A 15132-nucleotide genomic window follows, 5' to 3' on the forward strand; every position below is an offset into this window, starting at 1 on the left:
TTTAGGAGGGATTTTATGAAACCAGACACACTCGTTCGATTAGTGAACAAAGGAAAGAAAGACTTTGTAAGCATGTGGGATAGCAAAGAGTTTGTCATTCCAAAAGGCAAATACAAAGAAGTGGTCTATGGATTAGCGGAACATTTCATGCAGCAATCCTCTGACTTGGTGATTGAGGAAATTCCTATCGAGCCTGTGAAACCGCGCAAAGTGGTCAATCCGCTAGAGGAAAAGAACCGCGGAAAGGCTTTTGCGGAATTGGAGTGATGTAAATGGGTGTTTCAACCGTACAGCAACTCATTAACCGTGCCAAAAACATGAATGGCTATAACAACAGCGGCATTGCGACGGATGCGGTGTGGGTGGATTTCTTTAACGCCGCATTGGTCGAAATGACCGACGATCTGAATTTGGAGGAAACCTTTACGATTAACTTTGCACCAGGCACACGCGAATATGCCCTTCCAAGTGATTTTTACGCATTGAGTGTCATCTATGACCAAAACGGCTCACCGGTAACCATGCGCCGAAACTACAACCAACGCTATCCGGTAGGATATTGGATATTAAGCAAGGGCGATAGATACGTGATCGACCTTTACGAATACAGTCAACCGCTGACATTCACGCTTTTATATCGCCGCTATCCAAAACCACTCACCTATTCCGAGATAGCGACACAAAAGCCGGAGGTACCGACAGCGGGGGAAATTGCTCTATGCTACAAAGCTATTTACTTTGCCTGTCTCAACAACAACCAAATCGGGCAAGCGGAATTTTTTGATTCCCTTTTCCAAAAGGAGCGCGTGAACATTAAAACTGCCGCTAGTCGTGCAAGGGGTGTATAACGATGGGGAGATTCGATAAAAACGGCAGCCCAACCGTCGTGTTGGAAATACCATCGTTTTTAGGCTTAAACACCGCCCAATCCTTTTCCGAGATTGATGAAAAAGAATCACGGGATATGCTGAACGCCTTGCCTAAATCTATCGGAGGATTAGCGAAGCGGCCGGGAACTATCCCGCTCACAACCACGCCGATAGGACCGATTAAAACGCTCTGTAACCTGCGGAAAAACGGAGTGAATACTATCCTAGCGACTAGCGGCAATACGCTCTATAAATACGAAAATGGGGCATTTACGGCAGTCACGATGCAAGTTCCGCTGAATAGTGCGGATATTGATTACGCGCAATTTAAAGACGCAAACGGGCAAGAAGTGTTAGTCATTGCCGATGGCGGCAAATTAAAGGCATTTGACGGCACGAAAGTCTATGAGATTACGCCAGCGCCTAATGAATCAGGATACCCTGCGAATGATCTAGCAAACATCAACAACAAAGGTCTAAAAGGCTGCCTTGTTCATAACACACGTGTGGTTATATGGGATGGTTCGGATACCATTTGGCACAGCAAAGTCGGCTATTATGATTATTTCGGGCAAACGGATTATCAGCGCTTCGTACGTGAAAACGACTATGTGCAAACATGTGTCACCTTTGCAGGGGCGCTTCTTGTGTTTATGCGTCGCCATATCGGGGTATTGTTCGGTCACGATATTGCAGATTGGTCCCAAGGCTTTTTAGATACGCAAAACGGCTGTATCAATCCAAAAACCGTCCAAACCGTCACACATCCCGATGGCCGTCAGGAAGTATTTTACCTTTCGGATAACGGTGTTCATGCGGTCTATACGATTGACACGATTGAAATGGATACATCCCACCGTTATTCGACGAGAAGTGTGACCGAGGGATTAATTGATTGGAAGGCACTAGGCGTAACGAAAGACGAATGGAAACGAGCCACCGCTTATTTTTATGACGGGAGATATTGGCTCGTTTATCCGAAAGGAAGCGAATGGAGAGGATTGGTGTACGACACCCGCTTGCAAGCGTGGTTCCCGATTAACAACGTGAAAGCGAACGCCTTCTATCATGATGAGGATTACTTTTACTTTGCGGGGGATGACGGTCATCTGAAAGTATTTGATGACACGCTTTACAGCGATTGGAACGACAAAAACAAAACAAGCGGCACGCCGATTAATTTCTATTGGTATTCGAAACTGCTGACACCAAAACTCACAGGATATGACCATTTTTGGGATGTTTTGATGATCGAAGCGAAGCAATTCCCACAAAAATCCGCGTTAGACGTAGAAGTGAACACCTATTTAGGGCGATTCGCACAAGAAAAAGCAGTCAAAACCGCTTCCCTTGTATGGGGTGTGACCGAGTGGGGAGAAGCGCAATGGCAAAATCCATTCTTGACGGAAGCGGTGAACAACGCGAAACGGCTGCCAACGTTTTTAAAGGGGCAATACGCGCAAATTAAATTGAGCAATAACCGCGATGAACCGGTGGAGATATACAGCTTGAAATACGAAGTCAGACTGATGGAATAGGGGTGAGAGAATGGCAAAGACAGACCGAGGAATATTAGTCAGCAACGACCAAGAATTTGGAATGATCGCGGACCCGAATAAATTAGAAACGATGATTACACACGCTTACGATACGATTGACACGAACGATGATGAGTTGATTGCTCATAAATCAAGCGGCGATCATGACGGGAGATATTACACGAAAGCGCAGTTAGACGCTGGACAGTTAGACAATCGCTATTATACGGAAACGGAGATTGACACAAAGGTCAACAATTTGCAGTCGCAAATTACAACAAACGCCAATGATATTAATGCTCATAAAACGAGCGGCGACCACGATACGAGATATTACACAAAAACACAATTAGATGGCGGGCAATTGGATAACCGTTATTATACCGAAACAGAATTAAACGGCAGTGGTGGAGCTAGTAAAATCGGAATATCTCCTATTAGTGGTTTAACAGCAAGTAATGTTCAACAAGCATTAGAAAGTGTAAACAACAAAATCAACCAAACGGCATTAGGTCAGATTCCAGATGGGTCTATTACACCGCAAAAACTTGCTTTTGACCCTGCTACACAGGCAGAGCTTGAGGCACATTCGGCTGAAACTGCGACAAGTACGGAATTAGGACATGTAAAAGTCGATGATTTAACCATACAAGCTACAAATGGTGTTATATCAACGAAAAACAGAGCAAAATATGACTTTGTGCCTTTTACTCTTCTTAATGGAATAAACGCAAGCAAAAATATAAATTTAGATGATTATGTTAGAGAAGATGAATCAATTTTAGGGGCAATCTACGGAAATGACACTGGAACTGTATATGGGAATCTCGTATTTGTTTATATGAGAGTAGGCGGAAAAAAATACTTTAGAGAAATTTACTGGTCTGGTTCTCAAGCGTCTTATTCCTATTCGAACGGCGTGATAACAATAACGAATGGTCCATCCTATGAAGGTTGGTTGATTACTAGACTTTCAATTGTCCATTTATCCAAGTGAGGTGAATAAGTAATCATGAAATTACAATATAGAGAAAATATTTATGAAGCTAAATACATCGAAAAGGATAAGCACGGCTACAAAGGTTTTGATGAGAATGGTGATATAGTTTTTATAGTTAGAACAGATGAAGAATGTATAGTTACTGACGAGAATAATGTTACGATTGAATTGGTCGATGAAGATTCAAAGAAGCAATTAAAACTGGAGCAAGAGTTAGCAACAACAAACGCAATATTACTTGAGTTAATGGAAACTTTATTAGTTTAAGGAGGAGATATAAATGGCAGTTAATAATCTTTTAGTGAAAGCATACGCAATCAATATCTACCGTTACGGCAATCGTACTTTTTCAACTATTCCAGCAGAATATCATGAGCCAGTGAAACAATATGCGGCGACGAATTTTACTTTAGATGAAATCGATAATGCTTTAGCAAAGGGATATATCACTCAACAAGAGTATGATGAAACATTAGCTTACACTGCTGCACAGTAGGACGATACTGCGACATAAACAAACGCCAAAACGAAGGCGTATTTTTTATGTTTTTAGGCGGGCTTTTGCTCGCCTTTTTTCTGTAAAGGAGTGATACGATGCCTTTAACTGAGAAAGAACAGCGATTTTTGCGGCAAACCAGCGAAATAACGAAATCCGGCGGCAAACTGACCCCAGCACAACAGCAAACATTGAAATCCATCCAAGACAAACAAGCGAAAGAAGAAAGGTTTATTCGCCAATATAACGAGATTAAACAATCGGGTGGAACGACAAGTGCAGCACAGGATAGCACGTATAAATTGCTGACGGGAAGTGCCTATAAGCCGCCAGCACCGCAACCGACCGTAAATCCGTATTTGCAATCAGAAATTGACAAAGCCAATCGCTTTATGCGGCAATATTCCCAACTCCCTAACCCAACGAGCGCCCAACAATCGACGTATCAGCGTTTAATGAACACGTATGGGGCAAATGCATGGAAAGACGGACGACTCACTATTACAGACCTAGACCCGAAAGCCGAGCGGGCGTATCGGGCGGCGAACCCATACGCCGATTACACCAAAGAGAAGGAAATGCGCTTCTTGCGGCAGATTGATGACATGTTACTGAATAACCAAGGGGTATCCGATGCGCAACTGCAACAATACAACACCCTTGCGAATAAATGGAACTTTGACCCGACAAAAAGCCGGATTACCAAGGAAGTAGAGAAAGAAATTCAAGCGGAAATTGAAGCGAAAAAGAAAGCGATACAAGACCAATTAGCACTAGAGCAACAAGCCAATGAATTAGCAATCCAGCAAAACAACGCTTATTTAGCCGAACAATTGAAAAAGTTACAAGAGCAAAAAGCCGTCAACGACCAACAAGCGCAAATGCTTGCAAACCGTCGTGGCGGCTTTTATAGTGGCGGTTTAGATTATCAACTAGGGCAAAACATAACTTCTTACAACCAAGCGACCGAAGCGTTACAACGTGACATCGCCGCAAGAAATGCGGATATTTACAACCGCAACGCTTTATTAGCTCAACAAGCAGCGGAACAAATTAAGATGCTCGAACAACAAGCGCCGACATTGATACAACAACGGATTCGCGAGGAATTAGACCGTCAACGTGGTATCCAAATGCAAGAAGCGCAACTCACCGGCATGTATAACGGCCAGCCAACTTTAGCATATCAACAATTCCAAGCAAGCCGTGATGATGAAATGAGAAGACGGGCAGAATGGGAGTCCGAGCAAAAATGGAATCGCTTGATTCAATCCGCTGGATTAACAGGCGTATTCCAAGGCAAACCGACGTTACAAGCACTAGAATTTGAGCTTCAAAAACGGGTACAGCTAGGTCAGTTGTCCCTCGCACAAGCAGCGCAAATACTCGATCAAGCCAAATTCGAATGGGAAAAAGAATTCAATCAAAAACAATTCGATGCAGATCAATATTGGAAGCAGCAAGACTACAATCTTGAACAACAACGACTTGACCTTGCTAAACAAGAAATCGAATTGAAGAAGATGCCGGAGCCAACCGACTTGAAGAAATACACAGATCAACTCAATAAAATCTATCTCCGAAAGACGGATAACGGCAGTTACAAAGTCACCAACCCACAAGCCTTATTCGATGCCATTGTAGGCCTAGGTTTGAGTGATTCGGATACAGATAAACTCGTCAACATGTACGGTTTACAAAAATACAAAGAGCAGTTGATGAAAAATTTTCAGGGGAAGTAGGGAAGGGGGGATACGATAACTTCTGGAAAACACGAAACGAAGCGGCAAAAGCACCGGGATTTAAGCAGTTTAATCAATTATTAATGCCAGCGATTAAAGCGGCAGGCGTGCCGGCAAGTTGGGCACCGTACATTATGGAGCTTGTCGGGCGTGAATCGACATGGAATCCGAACGCCGACAATCCAAAATCCAGCGCCTATGGATATGGCCAGTTCTTGAAATCAACTCGTGAGCAATACGAAAAGAAATACGGCATTAAGTACGACACACCGTTCAATCAGTTAGTCTTAACGATTCATTATGTAAAAGACCGTTACGGCGACCCGATTGAAGCGTTGAAGCATTGGGATGATAAGGGTTGGTATTAAGGGGTGAAACCATGAGCTTTTATGATGAATACAGAAAGAAAAAAGGATTAACCAATCCGAGTAAAGAAGCGTCTTCTTCTTTTTACGATCAAGTACGGAAAGCGCGCGCCAATATGACCACCGAAGAATTTTATTCGCTTCTCACACCGGTCAAAACCGAAACCAAAAGCACTTCCAAAAAAGGGAGTGCTTCTTCTTCATCCAAGAAAAAGAAAAAGTCAGAGCCTAGTCTCCTTGATAACATTGGGCAAACGTTTAAAAATGCCTTCCAAGCGTTGAATCCGTTTGACGATGTATCCTTTGAAGAAGCGGTTAAAAATCAATTGAACATGAAAGTCAGCAAAGGAGCGGAAGAAATCAACCGTTTTGGCCAACGTGCGTTTGATTCCGCATTGCTAGGCGCGCCGGGTGAGATTCAAAAGAAAGTCACCGGAAAAGACGCATGGTATCGGAGTGATCGGGAAGGGCTTGCAAACAATATTCTCGACTTTACTTCTACCGGTTTGGGATATTTGCTGCCGGGTATTGGCGCAACCAAAGGATTGAAAGCCATCGGTTTAGGCGCAAAAGAAGCGCAGGGGCTTTCGAAAATTGGTCAATTAGCGAAAGAAGGAGCGCTCACAGGATTAGGATTATCCGCGGCGGAAGTGGGTGTGCGTGAAGCGATCAATCCGCAAGATTATTCTGCTTCTGATAATCTGAAATACATTGGATTAGGTACGGCAGCAGGCGCAATTGCGGACCCGATTGCTTACGGAATCGGAAAAGGAATCCAACACTATCTATTACCGATGAAAGAAGCTCCATACTTAAACGGTCGAACGGTCACACCAAGCATAGAAACATTAAACAAACTCATGCCGAAAGCCACGCTTGCTGATTTAAATTCACCAACCTATCAATGGATTAAAAACACGGTATACAATAGCCGCTTTGCTCCAATTACGGAATATCGGATGCCGGACGGTCGTATTGTTAGCCGACAAGAAGCAAATAACATTCTTAAGCAAACAGAAAATCGCTTAAATGATCTAAAAGCCAAATTGGACGAATCCCTAGCAGAATTTAACCAAGCAGTAGAGCAGCAATACGAATACTTAAAATCTTCATTAACCAACCGAAAAGGAGTTCAACAGGGTGGAATCATTCGTGATGAACTAGGGGATGTTGTAGGTCGTTATGGGCGTATTTCTGAAAATCCGGGATGGTATCAAGAATTTTATCGTGTTCATAAACGCCCACCAACAGACAAAGATTTACGTGAGTTAGCAGAACAACATGTACGCGAAGGATTTGTGGATGAGTTTGGGGAAGTTCCACCATGGAAACCGAAAGCGGTGCAAGAAATCGACGATCAAATTGATGCTTTAAAAATGGAATTAACGGATGAAACCGCTCCGGCTCTTCAACCGATTATTAATGCGCTGGAAGAAGAAAAAGCGGCGATTTTACGGGCATTAGACGATACCAAAGCACAATATGAAGCAACCAAGAAAGAATACGAAGCAATTCAACAAGCGGTGAAAAATCCAATTGTCAAGAAGAAAGAAAACAGTGAATATTTCAAGCCGATTGATGAGTTACCATATGGCATAAAAACTATGAAAAGCGAAACAATTCCATTACGAAAACCAAAAGGCGACAAACAGTTTAAAGACATGTCCAATGACTCTGTTTTCAGTCGAGCCATTAACTATATCAAGCGGAAAACAGGTAATAAAAACGCCTATTATCAACCGATCACACGCCGACAATTGCTTGAAAACATTCAGAAGCGATTCAATATACCTATCCGTTCCGGCCGTTTAGGGCAAGTGTCTGATGATGTGCAAGGGTATTACAAAGTAGACCCGGAAGTGGTAAGAACACGCCGATATGGCGACATTCAAGTTATTGCACACGAAATCGGGCACCATTTAGATAAAAAATTCAAGCTCACCGACCCACAATTTGACCATGAGTTATTAAAACTAGGCCAAGCGACTTCCGCTGCCAATTACACAGAGCAAGAAGTCCGTGAAGAAGGATTAGCCGAATTTATCCGCCTGTTCCTTACCGACCCGGAAAAAGCCGTACAAGAAGCGCCGATGTTCAGTCAGCATTTTGAGAATGTGCTTCCGAAAAACGTGAAGTCGGCCTTGTTAAAAACTCAACAGGACGTAGACCTTTGGATTGAACAAGGCGAAGCGTTCCGTTTCAGAGGAAAAATCGACCGCGTGGGCAAAAAAGAGCCGATCGGCGAAAAAATTGACCGTTTATACAGCCAACTTATTGACAAGTTTGACGTAGCCAGACGAATCGAAAAAGAAATAACCGGACAAATCAACAGCGCGGAAAAATCCTTGTATAAGCGGATGCGTTTAGCGGCTGGCGCTCCAAAGATTGCAGAACGAATTTTGATGGATTTAAAGCGAATTTTACAGCCTATTGATGAATATGGTTTAACAACCAAAGATGTAGGCGATTATGTTGCTGCTGTTCATGCCCGTGATTTAGAAGCGCAAGGAATTGAATCGGGATTTACGAAAGCGGAAATTGATGCGGTCATTCAAAAGTATGATTCACCGGAAATGCGGCAAATCCAAAGACAGATCGTGATGTACTCCAACAACTTGCTTGATATGCTTGTGCAATCCGGCCGCATCAGCCAAGAAGCGGTTGACGCTATGCGGAAGAAGTATCCTAACTATGTTCCTTTCTTCCGTTACTTTGAAGACGATGTGAAAGAAGGACTAGGAGCCAAAGGTTTTGCGAACATCACGAACCCGATTAAACGCATGAAAGGCTCGACGCGTGATGTGATCGACCCGCTGGAAAACTTAATCAAGAACACCTTTGCCATCGTTAATGCGGCTGAAAAGAACAAGGTGGGCTTGGAATTATTACGGCTTGCCGAATACGAAGGCGCAGGGAAATATGTTGAAATCGTGAGCGGCAATAAGTCGGCCAAAGAACATGTCGTGACGGTATACAAAGATGGTGAACCAATCCAACTTCAGCTTGATAAGGAGTTATACCGCACGGTACAATTGTTAGATGAAGAATCTACCAATATTGTACTAAAAATGCTATCTATCCCTGCTCGGGCGTTACGTGCAGGGGCGACCTTAACTCCGGAGTTTATGATTCGTAACCCGATTCGTGACCAATTCCAAGCATTTATCGTATCCGAGAATGGGTATAATCCGCTTTTTGATTTCATCCCGGGTTTATGGGAAGCAATTAAGGGTAAATTCGGCCGTTCTGATTTATACGAGTTATGGGCGCGTGCCGGCGGCGGATATGGGAACTTAATGAGCGTAGACCGCAACTATTTGCGCGAACAGTTGCGTCAACTCAAACGAGAAGGACACCCACTCAATAAAGGATTCAAAACGATTGTGAATCCAAAAGAATGGCTCCGGCTGTTACAAGCACTTTCTGAACTATCAGAAGAAGCAACGAAATTAGGGGAGTTTAAAAAGGCGCTGAAAAAGGGGAAAACCATTGAAGAAGCGGCGTTTCAATCCCGTGACTTAATGGACTTTGCCCGTAGCGGTTCGGCCATTAAAGAGTGGAACAAGGTTATCACATTCTTAAATGCCAACATCCAAGGGAAAGACAAATTATTCCGCACGCTTTTTCGTAGTCCAGCAAAAACAGCCATGCGGGCATGGACTAAAGCGATAGTCGGGGTAACTCTACCTACTATCGGGGCCTATATGGCCATGCAATACCTTGCGAATGATAAGCAAAAAGAAACGTGGCGCAATACGCCGCAATGGTTGAAGGATACCTTTTTTATTTTGCCAATTCCGGGCACGGATGAATTAGCACGTATCCCGAAACCGTTTGACCTTGCGATTATCTTTTCCAATCCATTTGAACAATTACTTGACTTTGCATATAAGAATGACCCAAGAGGGTTTGACGAGTTCGCGAAAGATTCCGCGGTCGGTCTGTTAAAAATCCCTTACATGCTCACGGGGATTGCGCCGCTTATTGAGAACTGGGCAAACAAAAGTTTCTTTACGGAAATGCCGATTGTGCCGCAGCGTGACCAAGATTTATTACCGGAAGACCAATACGGCGTATCGACTAGCTTAACAGCACGAACACTAGGGAAGGTCTTGAATTATTCGCCGTATAAGATCGACAACCTCATTCGAGGATACGGAGCGGGATTAGGCCGTTATGCAACCGCAGGATTGGATAAAGTGTTAGAGAAAGCGGGAGCAGGGAAGATGCCACCGCCAGAAGCCAAGAAATGGTCCGAATGGCCGATTATCAATGCTTTTACGGTAGATTCTACGGGCGGCGGTCGGGTGATGAATGAGTTTTATGAAACCCTTGACCGTATGAACAAAGAAGCAAAGTCAGCAGAGAAAAACGGTCGTAAGTACGCAAAAGAAGAACAACTCAAAAAACTACGCCGTACCAGTCGAGAAATTAGCGAGATTCGCAGCAAATATCGCGAAGTACAAGGAAGTTACGAACTAACTCCGGAGGAGAAACGTAAGAAGTTAGATGAATACGATAAAAAAATGAGGGAGTTGGCTCGAAAAGCATTAGAATCAACAAAACAGAAGTGAGTGATGATTTTGCCGATTATTGATGATGTGCCGATTATCAAATGGTTATTAACAGTATTCGGGTACATTTTTATTGTTATTTTTTTATCGGGAAGTTTTTACTTAACGATAAAGACAGCTATTAAATTGTATCGGAAACAAAAAATCGCTTTAAGTGCAGGGTTGATTTTTTGGTATATTACCTTCCCGGTTGGAATGTTTATGACTATTCATTATCGAGATGAACTAACAGAACCATTTAAAATCCTAGTGTCTATTATAATAGGTATTTTGCTTCCGACGTGGATTTTGACGGGATATTTAGTTTGGTCATTGAATCGGAACAAAGATAATAACGTACCAAGAGAGGGCTGATAATTCAGTCCTCTTTTTCATTAAGGAAAAAGGTAAGGATAGAAAGGTTGTGAAATCGTGGAACACCGTATCGAAAAACTAGAAAGTGATGTGATTGAGTTGAAAACGAGAATTGCGGTGCATGACAGCAAGATTGACAAAATTGAAAACAAAATCGAGAAAATTGAGTCCAACACATCCTGGACCGTTCGATTGATTTTAGGCGCAGTAATATTAGCTGCGCTTAATTTATTGTTGAAAGGTGGAGTGTAAAGATGGAACGTTTTAAAAATTATGGCTTGTGGGTGTCAGTGGCTTCCCTTCTTTTTATGATTCTTCAAGATATAGGGGTTCATATCACACCAGAGAAATATCACGCCTACGTCGATGTTATTTTGACAATCTTGATTACATTAGGTATCATCTCCAATCCAAAGGAAGGAAAGTGGTATCATGACGATCGGTCTTAAAGAACTATTGGAGAGGGCAGATAAAAAGTTAGTTGGTGTTCACCCGATTGTCGCAACGAAAGCGCGTCAATTGATTTCCCAGGCGTATAAAGAAGGAATCAACATCATCATTACGCAAGGTTTTCGCTCGATTGAGGAACAAAACGAACTATACGCCCAAGGTCGAACGAAGCCGGGCAAAATTGTGACGAAGGCAAAAGGCGGCTATTCGTATCACAATTTCGGACTCGCTTTTGATTTTGCCGTGCTGAATCCCGATGGTAGCGTAAATTGGAATGTAGACGCAAAGTGGAAGCGCGTTGGTCAGCTTGGGAAATCACTTGGATTAGAATGGGGTGGCGATTGGGAAGACTTCAAAGACTATCCTCATTTCCAATATACATTCGGTCTTTCTCTTGCTGACCTGCGTGCAGGGAAAAGGCCGCCTACAAAGGAGGAATCGGAAGTGAGTGAATACCAATTAACCGAAAAAGACAAGGAAGTCATCGAAACATTGCGGTGTCTTGGCATTACAGACGGCAAAAATCCTACACGGCCGGTCAATCAATTGTATCTATGGCATGTGGTATATGGACTAGTCAAAGCGATCAAAGAAGGAAAGGTATGATAAGCCCCTAGGATTTAGGGGCTTTTTTTCTGTATAAATCATCTGCCGTACATCCGAATAGTTCCGCCATCATAAACAAACGCGGTACAGACGGAAAGCTGTCCCCATTGATATATTTGTTTAACTGCCGTATCCCTACCCCCAATCTTTTGGCTACATAATTTTTCCGATACCCGCTTTTTTCTAACCATTCCCCGATTCGGCTTTCTAACTCAAATTCCTCTATTTGATGTTTCATCTATATCACCTATATCATTCATTCCATTTGTATCGTTATATTCCTGCTAGGAATTTTTAGTTCCCAAATAGGGAAATTAAAAGTCATATCTCCCAAACTGTTCGTCATATGTTGTATCAAGAACGAAGGGAGGAATGATGGTTGGAACGAAGAAAAAGCGCTGTTTTCGAGTATTTGCGCCACACTCCGTATCTTCATAGTTCGGATTATCTTCGCGAATTGTACGAATCCGCAAACACCAAGGCAGAAAAGAACATCCTTTTTAACTACATCAAGCGGTTTGAAGTAGACGACGAAGAATACAGCGGCTATTATTCACTTTACGAACAAATCGGTAGGGAACTCGGTCGCATTGAGGATAACGATGAATGTATTCAAATTTCCATTCCAAAATCGCTGCTATTTGAGTATTTCGAGTGGCAATCGGAAAGGAAGGAGGATGACTGATGAAATGTCCGAAATGTGGTTCGGTGAAGGTTCAAGGTCAAATGATTGTTCACGGAGTGGCGTGGGTGGATATGGATACGTTAGAAGTTGATGAAGTTATTTGTATCGAAGCAGATGCGGGCGATTTAGAAATGGTAGACGAATTCATTTGCGCAGAGTGCGATTATTATTGGTGCGAGGAGGAACGGAAATGATCGAAGTGATCGGCGGTGGACTTGTGTTGATCGGAATTGCCTACGCGGAGAACAAAGGGTGGGTAGACAAAGATAGCGTGTCCTTTGTTTTGAATGTGGGTATGCAGGCGGGAATATGCGCGGGCTTGCTCTATTTCATCCATCAGCTGTCCATTTGGTTCTTATGATGTCTGCCCTCGCACATTCCCATACAGAACACGGGTGAGCAGATCCATGTTCCTGTATTCCATTGTATACCCAAGCTGTCGGGAATATACCCGATGCTTGGGATAGTTTTTCTCTCCAGGGGTGATGTTTATGCTTGAATTTTTCCTCCTCCCCTTGGCTGTCGGCGCAACGGCTGCCATGTTCGGCCGGCGGAGACAAGGAGATTGTGAACGCGATATAGAAACCGCCTTTAAACACTTAAAAGTGGGTATAACCGTCCGCGGTGAGCACGTCTATCCGAAGCTCGTCGCAAAAGAGAAAAAAGACTTGTACACCCGATATGTGTACCGTGTTCCACTGGGATTGACTAAAAAGACACTTGAACCAGTTAAGGAAGTGCTGGAAGCAACGCTCGACCGATATGTGGAAGTGACGTTCAAAAAGTGGCTGTACATTGACGTGTTTCACCGTGAGATTCCGGAAAAAGTGCTGTATAAAGATGTGCCGGATCAAAAAGGCTGGGTGATCCCGTTAGGCTTGAATGAAAAAGGTTGGCACTTCCATGACTTCGATAGGACTCCACACTGCACGATAGCGGGAACAACGAGGTTTGGCAAGACAGTTATGCTAAAAAACATCATGACGTATCTCATTGAACATCATCCTGACGACGTTGAGTTTGTCGTGCTCGACATGAAAGGTGGGCTAGAGTTCGGGAGATATAAAAATCTGAAGCAGGTCGTAGACGTCGCTAGCAACCCCGTAGAGGCGTTTCAATCGCTAGGTAAGGTAAAAGTATTCACGGAGCAACAAGAAGCCTTATTCAAGCAAAATGGATGGTCTAACGTGGTGAATACACCAATTCAGAAACGTCTGTTTGTCATCGTAGATGAAGGGGCGCAATTGGCACCGGATCGCTTCATGACGAAAGAACAGAAGGATATGCTCGGTGCGTGCCAGCACATTCTTGGAGAGATTGCGAGAATCGGCGGCGCGCTGGGCATCCGTCTCATCTTTTGCACGCAGTATCCAACCAGCGACACACTTCCACGACAAGTGAAGCAGAACGCAGACTTGAAAATCACATTCCGCCTGCCGACTGGCTATGCCTCGCAAGTGGCTATCGACGACTATGGAGCCGAGGAATTACCGTCCGACATAAAAGGGCGGGCGATCGTCAAGACGCATGAGAAAACGATCGTGCAGACGCCCCTTATTGACGATGACGAGATGATGAAACGATTGGAGGTGCACCGCATTGAAAAAGTCGAGCGTCGAGAAGCTGACAGAAAGACAGTTGAAGATACTATACACTTTGAATAGCCTGCAAGCCCTCTCGCGATCGCAAATACAGCACATGTTTGAGCTGGGAAGCAAACGCAACGCCAATCGCATCCTGCACGGCATCCGGGAATACACACACACAAAACGCATTGGCGAGGACGTCTATTATCTCAACAAAAAAGGCGCAGAGCTGGTGGGCGGAGAAGCGACCATTCGACGAAATAGCCCGATTGAACATATTGTCATGCGGAATGACATCTATATTTTTTATCATTATCCGTCCGACTGGAAAGCTGAAGCAAAAACAAGGTGGAAAGAAGGCGGAAAGGAATACAACATTGTGTCCGATGCGCGGTTTACGTACCGGGGAAAAATGTGCTTCCTGGAAGTAGATATTACACAAAAGATGGTTGAGAACAAGCGGAAAATCGAGCGCTATGCATACTTGTTCCGTTTTATCCAGCGACAGCAACTAGGAGAACCTGTTTTGTTGTTCTACACTGTATCAGCCGTAAAGAAGCGACAAATTGAGGCGGTCGCCAAGGAGTACGGCGTGCCTTGTGAGTGCTTATTGAAAGTATAGAGGGGGCAAGAAGATGAATCGAGACATCCTGGTGAAACTGCTTTTGCTGCAAGCGATCGTGGCAGATCACCGACTGCAATACGCGGCGATGGAGATGAATGACGAACGGGAACAAGCATTTGTTAGCGGTGTGCTGGCAGCGTGTGAATTCTTTGAGGACGCGCTTGAGGAGATGTGGGAAGAAAAGAAGGCGGAGTGATCCGCCTTTTTATGTATTCATTTCCTGTGGTATGCGGGGCAGGAAA

20 protein-coding genes are annotated in these 15132 nt (G+C 43.8%); 19 read left to right on the forward strand and 1 reads right to left on the reverse strand.

Going from position 1 to position 15132, the window contains the following annotated elements; all coding sequences use genetic code 11:
- Positions 1-15: 15 nt before the first annotated feature.
- The 13 genes from ETC05_RS16300 to ETC05_RS16360 all read left to right on the forward strand — a co-directional run bounded on the left by ETC05_RS16300 (position 16) and on the right by ETC05_RS16360 (position 11994).
- Positions 16-267 (forward strand): hypothetical protein, encoded by a 252-nt coding sequence (locus ETC05_RS16300; RefSeq protein WP_171661451.1) that lies wholly within the window; start codon positions 16-18, stop codon positions 265-267.
- 5 nt (positions 268-272) lie between these two features.
- Positions 273-848, forward strand: coding sequence for a phage adaptor protein (locus ETC05_RS16305; RefSeq protein ID WP_171661452.1), 576 nt, complete (start codon positions 273-275; stop codon positions 846-848).
- A 2-nt stretch (positions 849-850) separates the two neighbouring features.
- Positions 851-2407: a hypothetical protein gene (locus ETC05_RS16310; RefSeq protein ID WP_171661453.1), complete on the forward strand. Its 1557-nt coding sequence runs from the start codon at positions 851-853 to the stop codon at positions 2405-2407.
- A gap of 10 nt (positions 2408-2417) precedes the next feature.
- Complete coding sequence (locus tag ETC05_RS16315) at positions 2418-3404, forward strand: hypothetical protein (protein WP_171661454.1); 987 nt, start codon at positions 2418-2420, stop codon at positions 3402-3404.
- A 15-nt stretch (positions 3405-3419) separates the two neighbouring features.
- Positions 3420-3674 carry a hypothetical protein gene (locus tag ETC05_RS16320; protein WP_171661455.1) on the forward strand — a complete coding sequence of 85 codons (255 nt, stop codon included), beginning with the start codon at positions 3420-3422 and terminating at the stop codon, positions 3672-3674.
- A gap of 13 nt (positions 3675-3687) precedes the next feature.
- Positions 3688-3903: a hypothetical protein gene (locus tag ETC05_RS16325; protein ID WP_171661456.1), complete on the forward strand. Its 216-nt coding sequence runs from the start codon at positions 3688-3690 to the stop codon at positions 3901-3903.
- A gap of 98 nt (positions 3904-4001) precedes the next feature.
- Complete coding sequence (locus ETC05_RS16330; protein ID WP_171661457.1) at positions 4002-5645, forward strand: coiled-coil domain-containing protein; 1644 nt, start codon at positions 4002-4004, stop codon at positions 5643-5645.
- Positions 5646-5728: 83 nt separating this feature from the next.
- Positions 5729-6013: an aggregation-promoting factor C-terminal-like domain-containing protein gene (locus ETC05_RS16335; RefSeq protein WP_171661458.1), complete on the forward strand. Its 285-nt coding sequence runs from the start codon at positions 5729-5731 to the stop codon at positions 6011-6013.
- A gap of 11 nt (positions 6014-6024) precedes the next feature.
- A complete protein-coding gene (locus ETC05_RS16340; protein WP_171661459.1) occupies positions 6025-10584 on the forward strand; it encodes an LPD38 domain-containing protein in 4560 nt (1519 codons plus the stop codon).
- Between the two features lie 3 nt (positions 10585-10587).
- Entirely contained in the window at positions 10588-10938 is a 351-nt protein-coding gene (locus ETC05_RS16345) for a hypothetical protein (protein WP_171661460.1), read from the forward strand.
- Positions 10939-10995: 57 nt separating this feature from the next.
- Positions 10996-11190 (forward strand): hemolysin XhlA family protein, encoded by a 195-nt coding sequence (locus ETC05_RS16350; protein WP_368668049.1) that lies wholly within the window; start codon positions 10996-10998, stop codon positions 11188-11190.
- 2 nt (positions 11191-11192) lie between these two features.
- The gene (locus tag ETC05_RS16355) at positions 11193-11387 is read left to right on the forward strand and encodes a phage holin family protein (RefSeq protein ID WP_171661461.1); all 195 of its coding nucleotides are present in this window, start codon (positions 11193-11195) and stop codon (positions 11385-11387) included.
- Complete coding sequence (locus ETC05_RS16360; RefSeq protein WP_171661462.1) at positions 11371-11994, forward strand: M15 family metallopeptidase; 624 nt, start codon at positions 11371-11373, stop codon at positions 11992-11994. Before ETC05_RS16355 ends, ETC05_RS16360 begins: the two co-directional genes overlap by 17 nt.
- Positions 11995-12001: 7 nt before the next feature.
- On the opposite strand, the gene ETC05_RS16365 is transcribed toward ETC05_RS16360, so the two are convergent.
- The gene (locus ETC05_RS16365; protein WP_171661463.1) at positions 12002-12232 is read right to left on the reverse strand and encodes a helix-turn-helix domain-containing protein; all 231 of its coding nucleotides are present in this window, start codon (positions 12230-12232) and stop codon (positions 12002-12004) included.
- A gap of 141 nt (positions 12233-12373) precedes the next feature.
- Between ETC05_RS16365 and ETC05_RS16370 the strand changes: the two genes are divergently transcribed.
- From ETC05_RS16370 to ETC05_RS16395, 6 genes are all read left to right on the forward strand, one after another.
- On the forward strand, positions 12374-12679 hold the full coding sequence (locus ETC05_RS16370; protein ID WP_171661464.1) for a hypothetical protein: 306 nt from the start codon (positions 12374-12376) through the stop codon (positions 12677-12679).
- The gene (locus tag ETC05_RS16375; protein WP_171661465.1) at positions 12679-12873 is read left to right on the forward strand and encodes a hypothetical protein; all 195 of its coding nucleotides are present in this window, start codon (positions 12679-12681) and stop codon (positions 12871-12873) included. The genes ETC05_RS16370 and ETC05_RS16375 overlap by 1 nt, the downstream gene beginning before the upstream one ends.
- Entirely contained in the window at positions 12870-13040 is a 171-nt protein-coding gene (locus ETC05_RS16380) for a hypothetical protein (RefSeq protein ID WP_171661466.1), read from the forward strand. The genes ETC05_RS16375 and ETC05_RS16380 overlap by 4 nt, the downstream gene beginning before the upstream one ends.
- 130 nt (positions 13041-13170) lie before the next feature.
- Positions 13171-14343: an FtsK/SpoIIIE domain-containing protein gene (locus ETC05_RS16385; protein WP_171661467.1), complete on the forward strand. Its 1173-nt coding sequence runs from the start codon at positions 13171-13173 to the stop codon at positions 14341-14343.
- A complete protein-coding gene (locus ETC05_RS16390) occupies positions 14279-14887 on the forward strand; it encodes a replication-relaxation family protein (RefSeq protein WP_171661468.1) in 609 nt (202 codons plus the stop codon). The genes ETC05_RS16385 and ETC05_RS16390 overlap by 65 nt, the downstream gene beginning before the upstream one ends.
- Before the next feature lie 13 nt (positions 14888-14900).
- Positions 14901-15086: a hypothetical protein gene (locus tag ETC05_RS16395; RefSeq protein ID WP_171661469.1), complete on the forward strand. Its 186-nt coding sequence runs from the start codon at positions 14901-14903 to the stop codon at positions 15084-15086.
- Positions 15087-15132: the final 46 nt, after the last annotated feature.

Source organism: Geobacillus sp. BMUD (assembly GCF_013096845.1).
Lineage (GTDB): Bacteria > Bacillota > Bacilli > Bacillales > Anoxybacillaceae > Geobacillus > Geobacillus vulcani.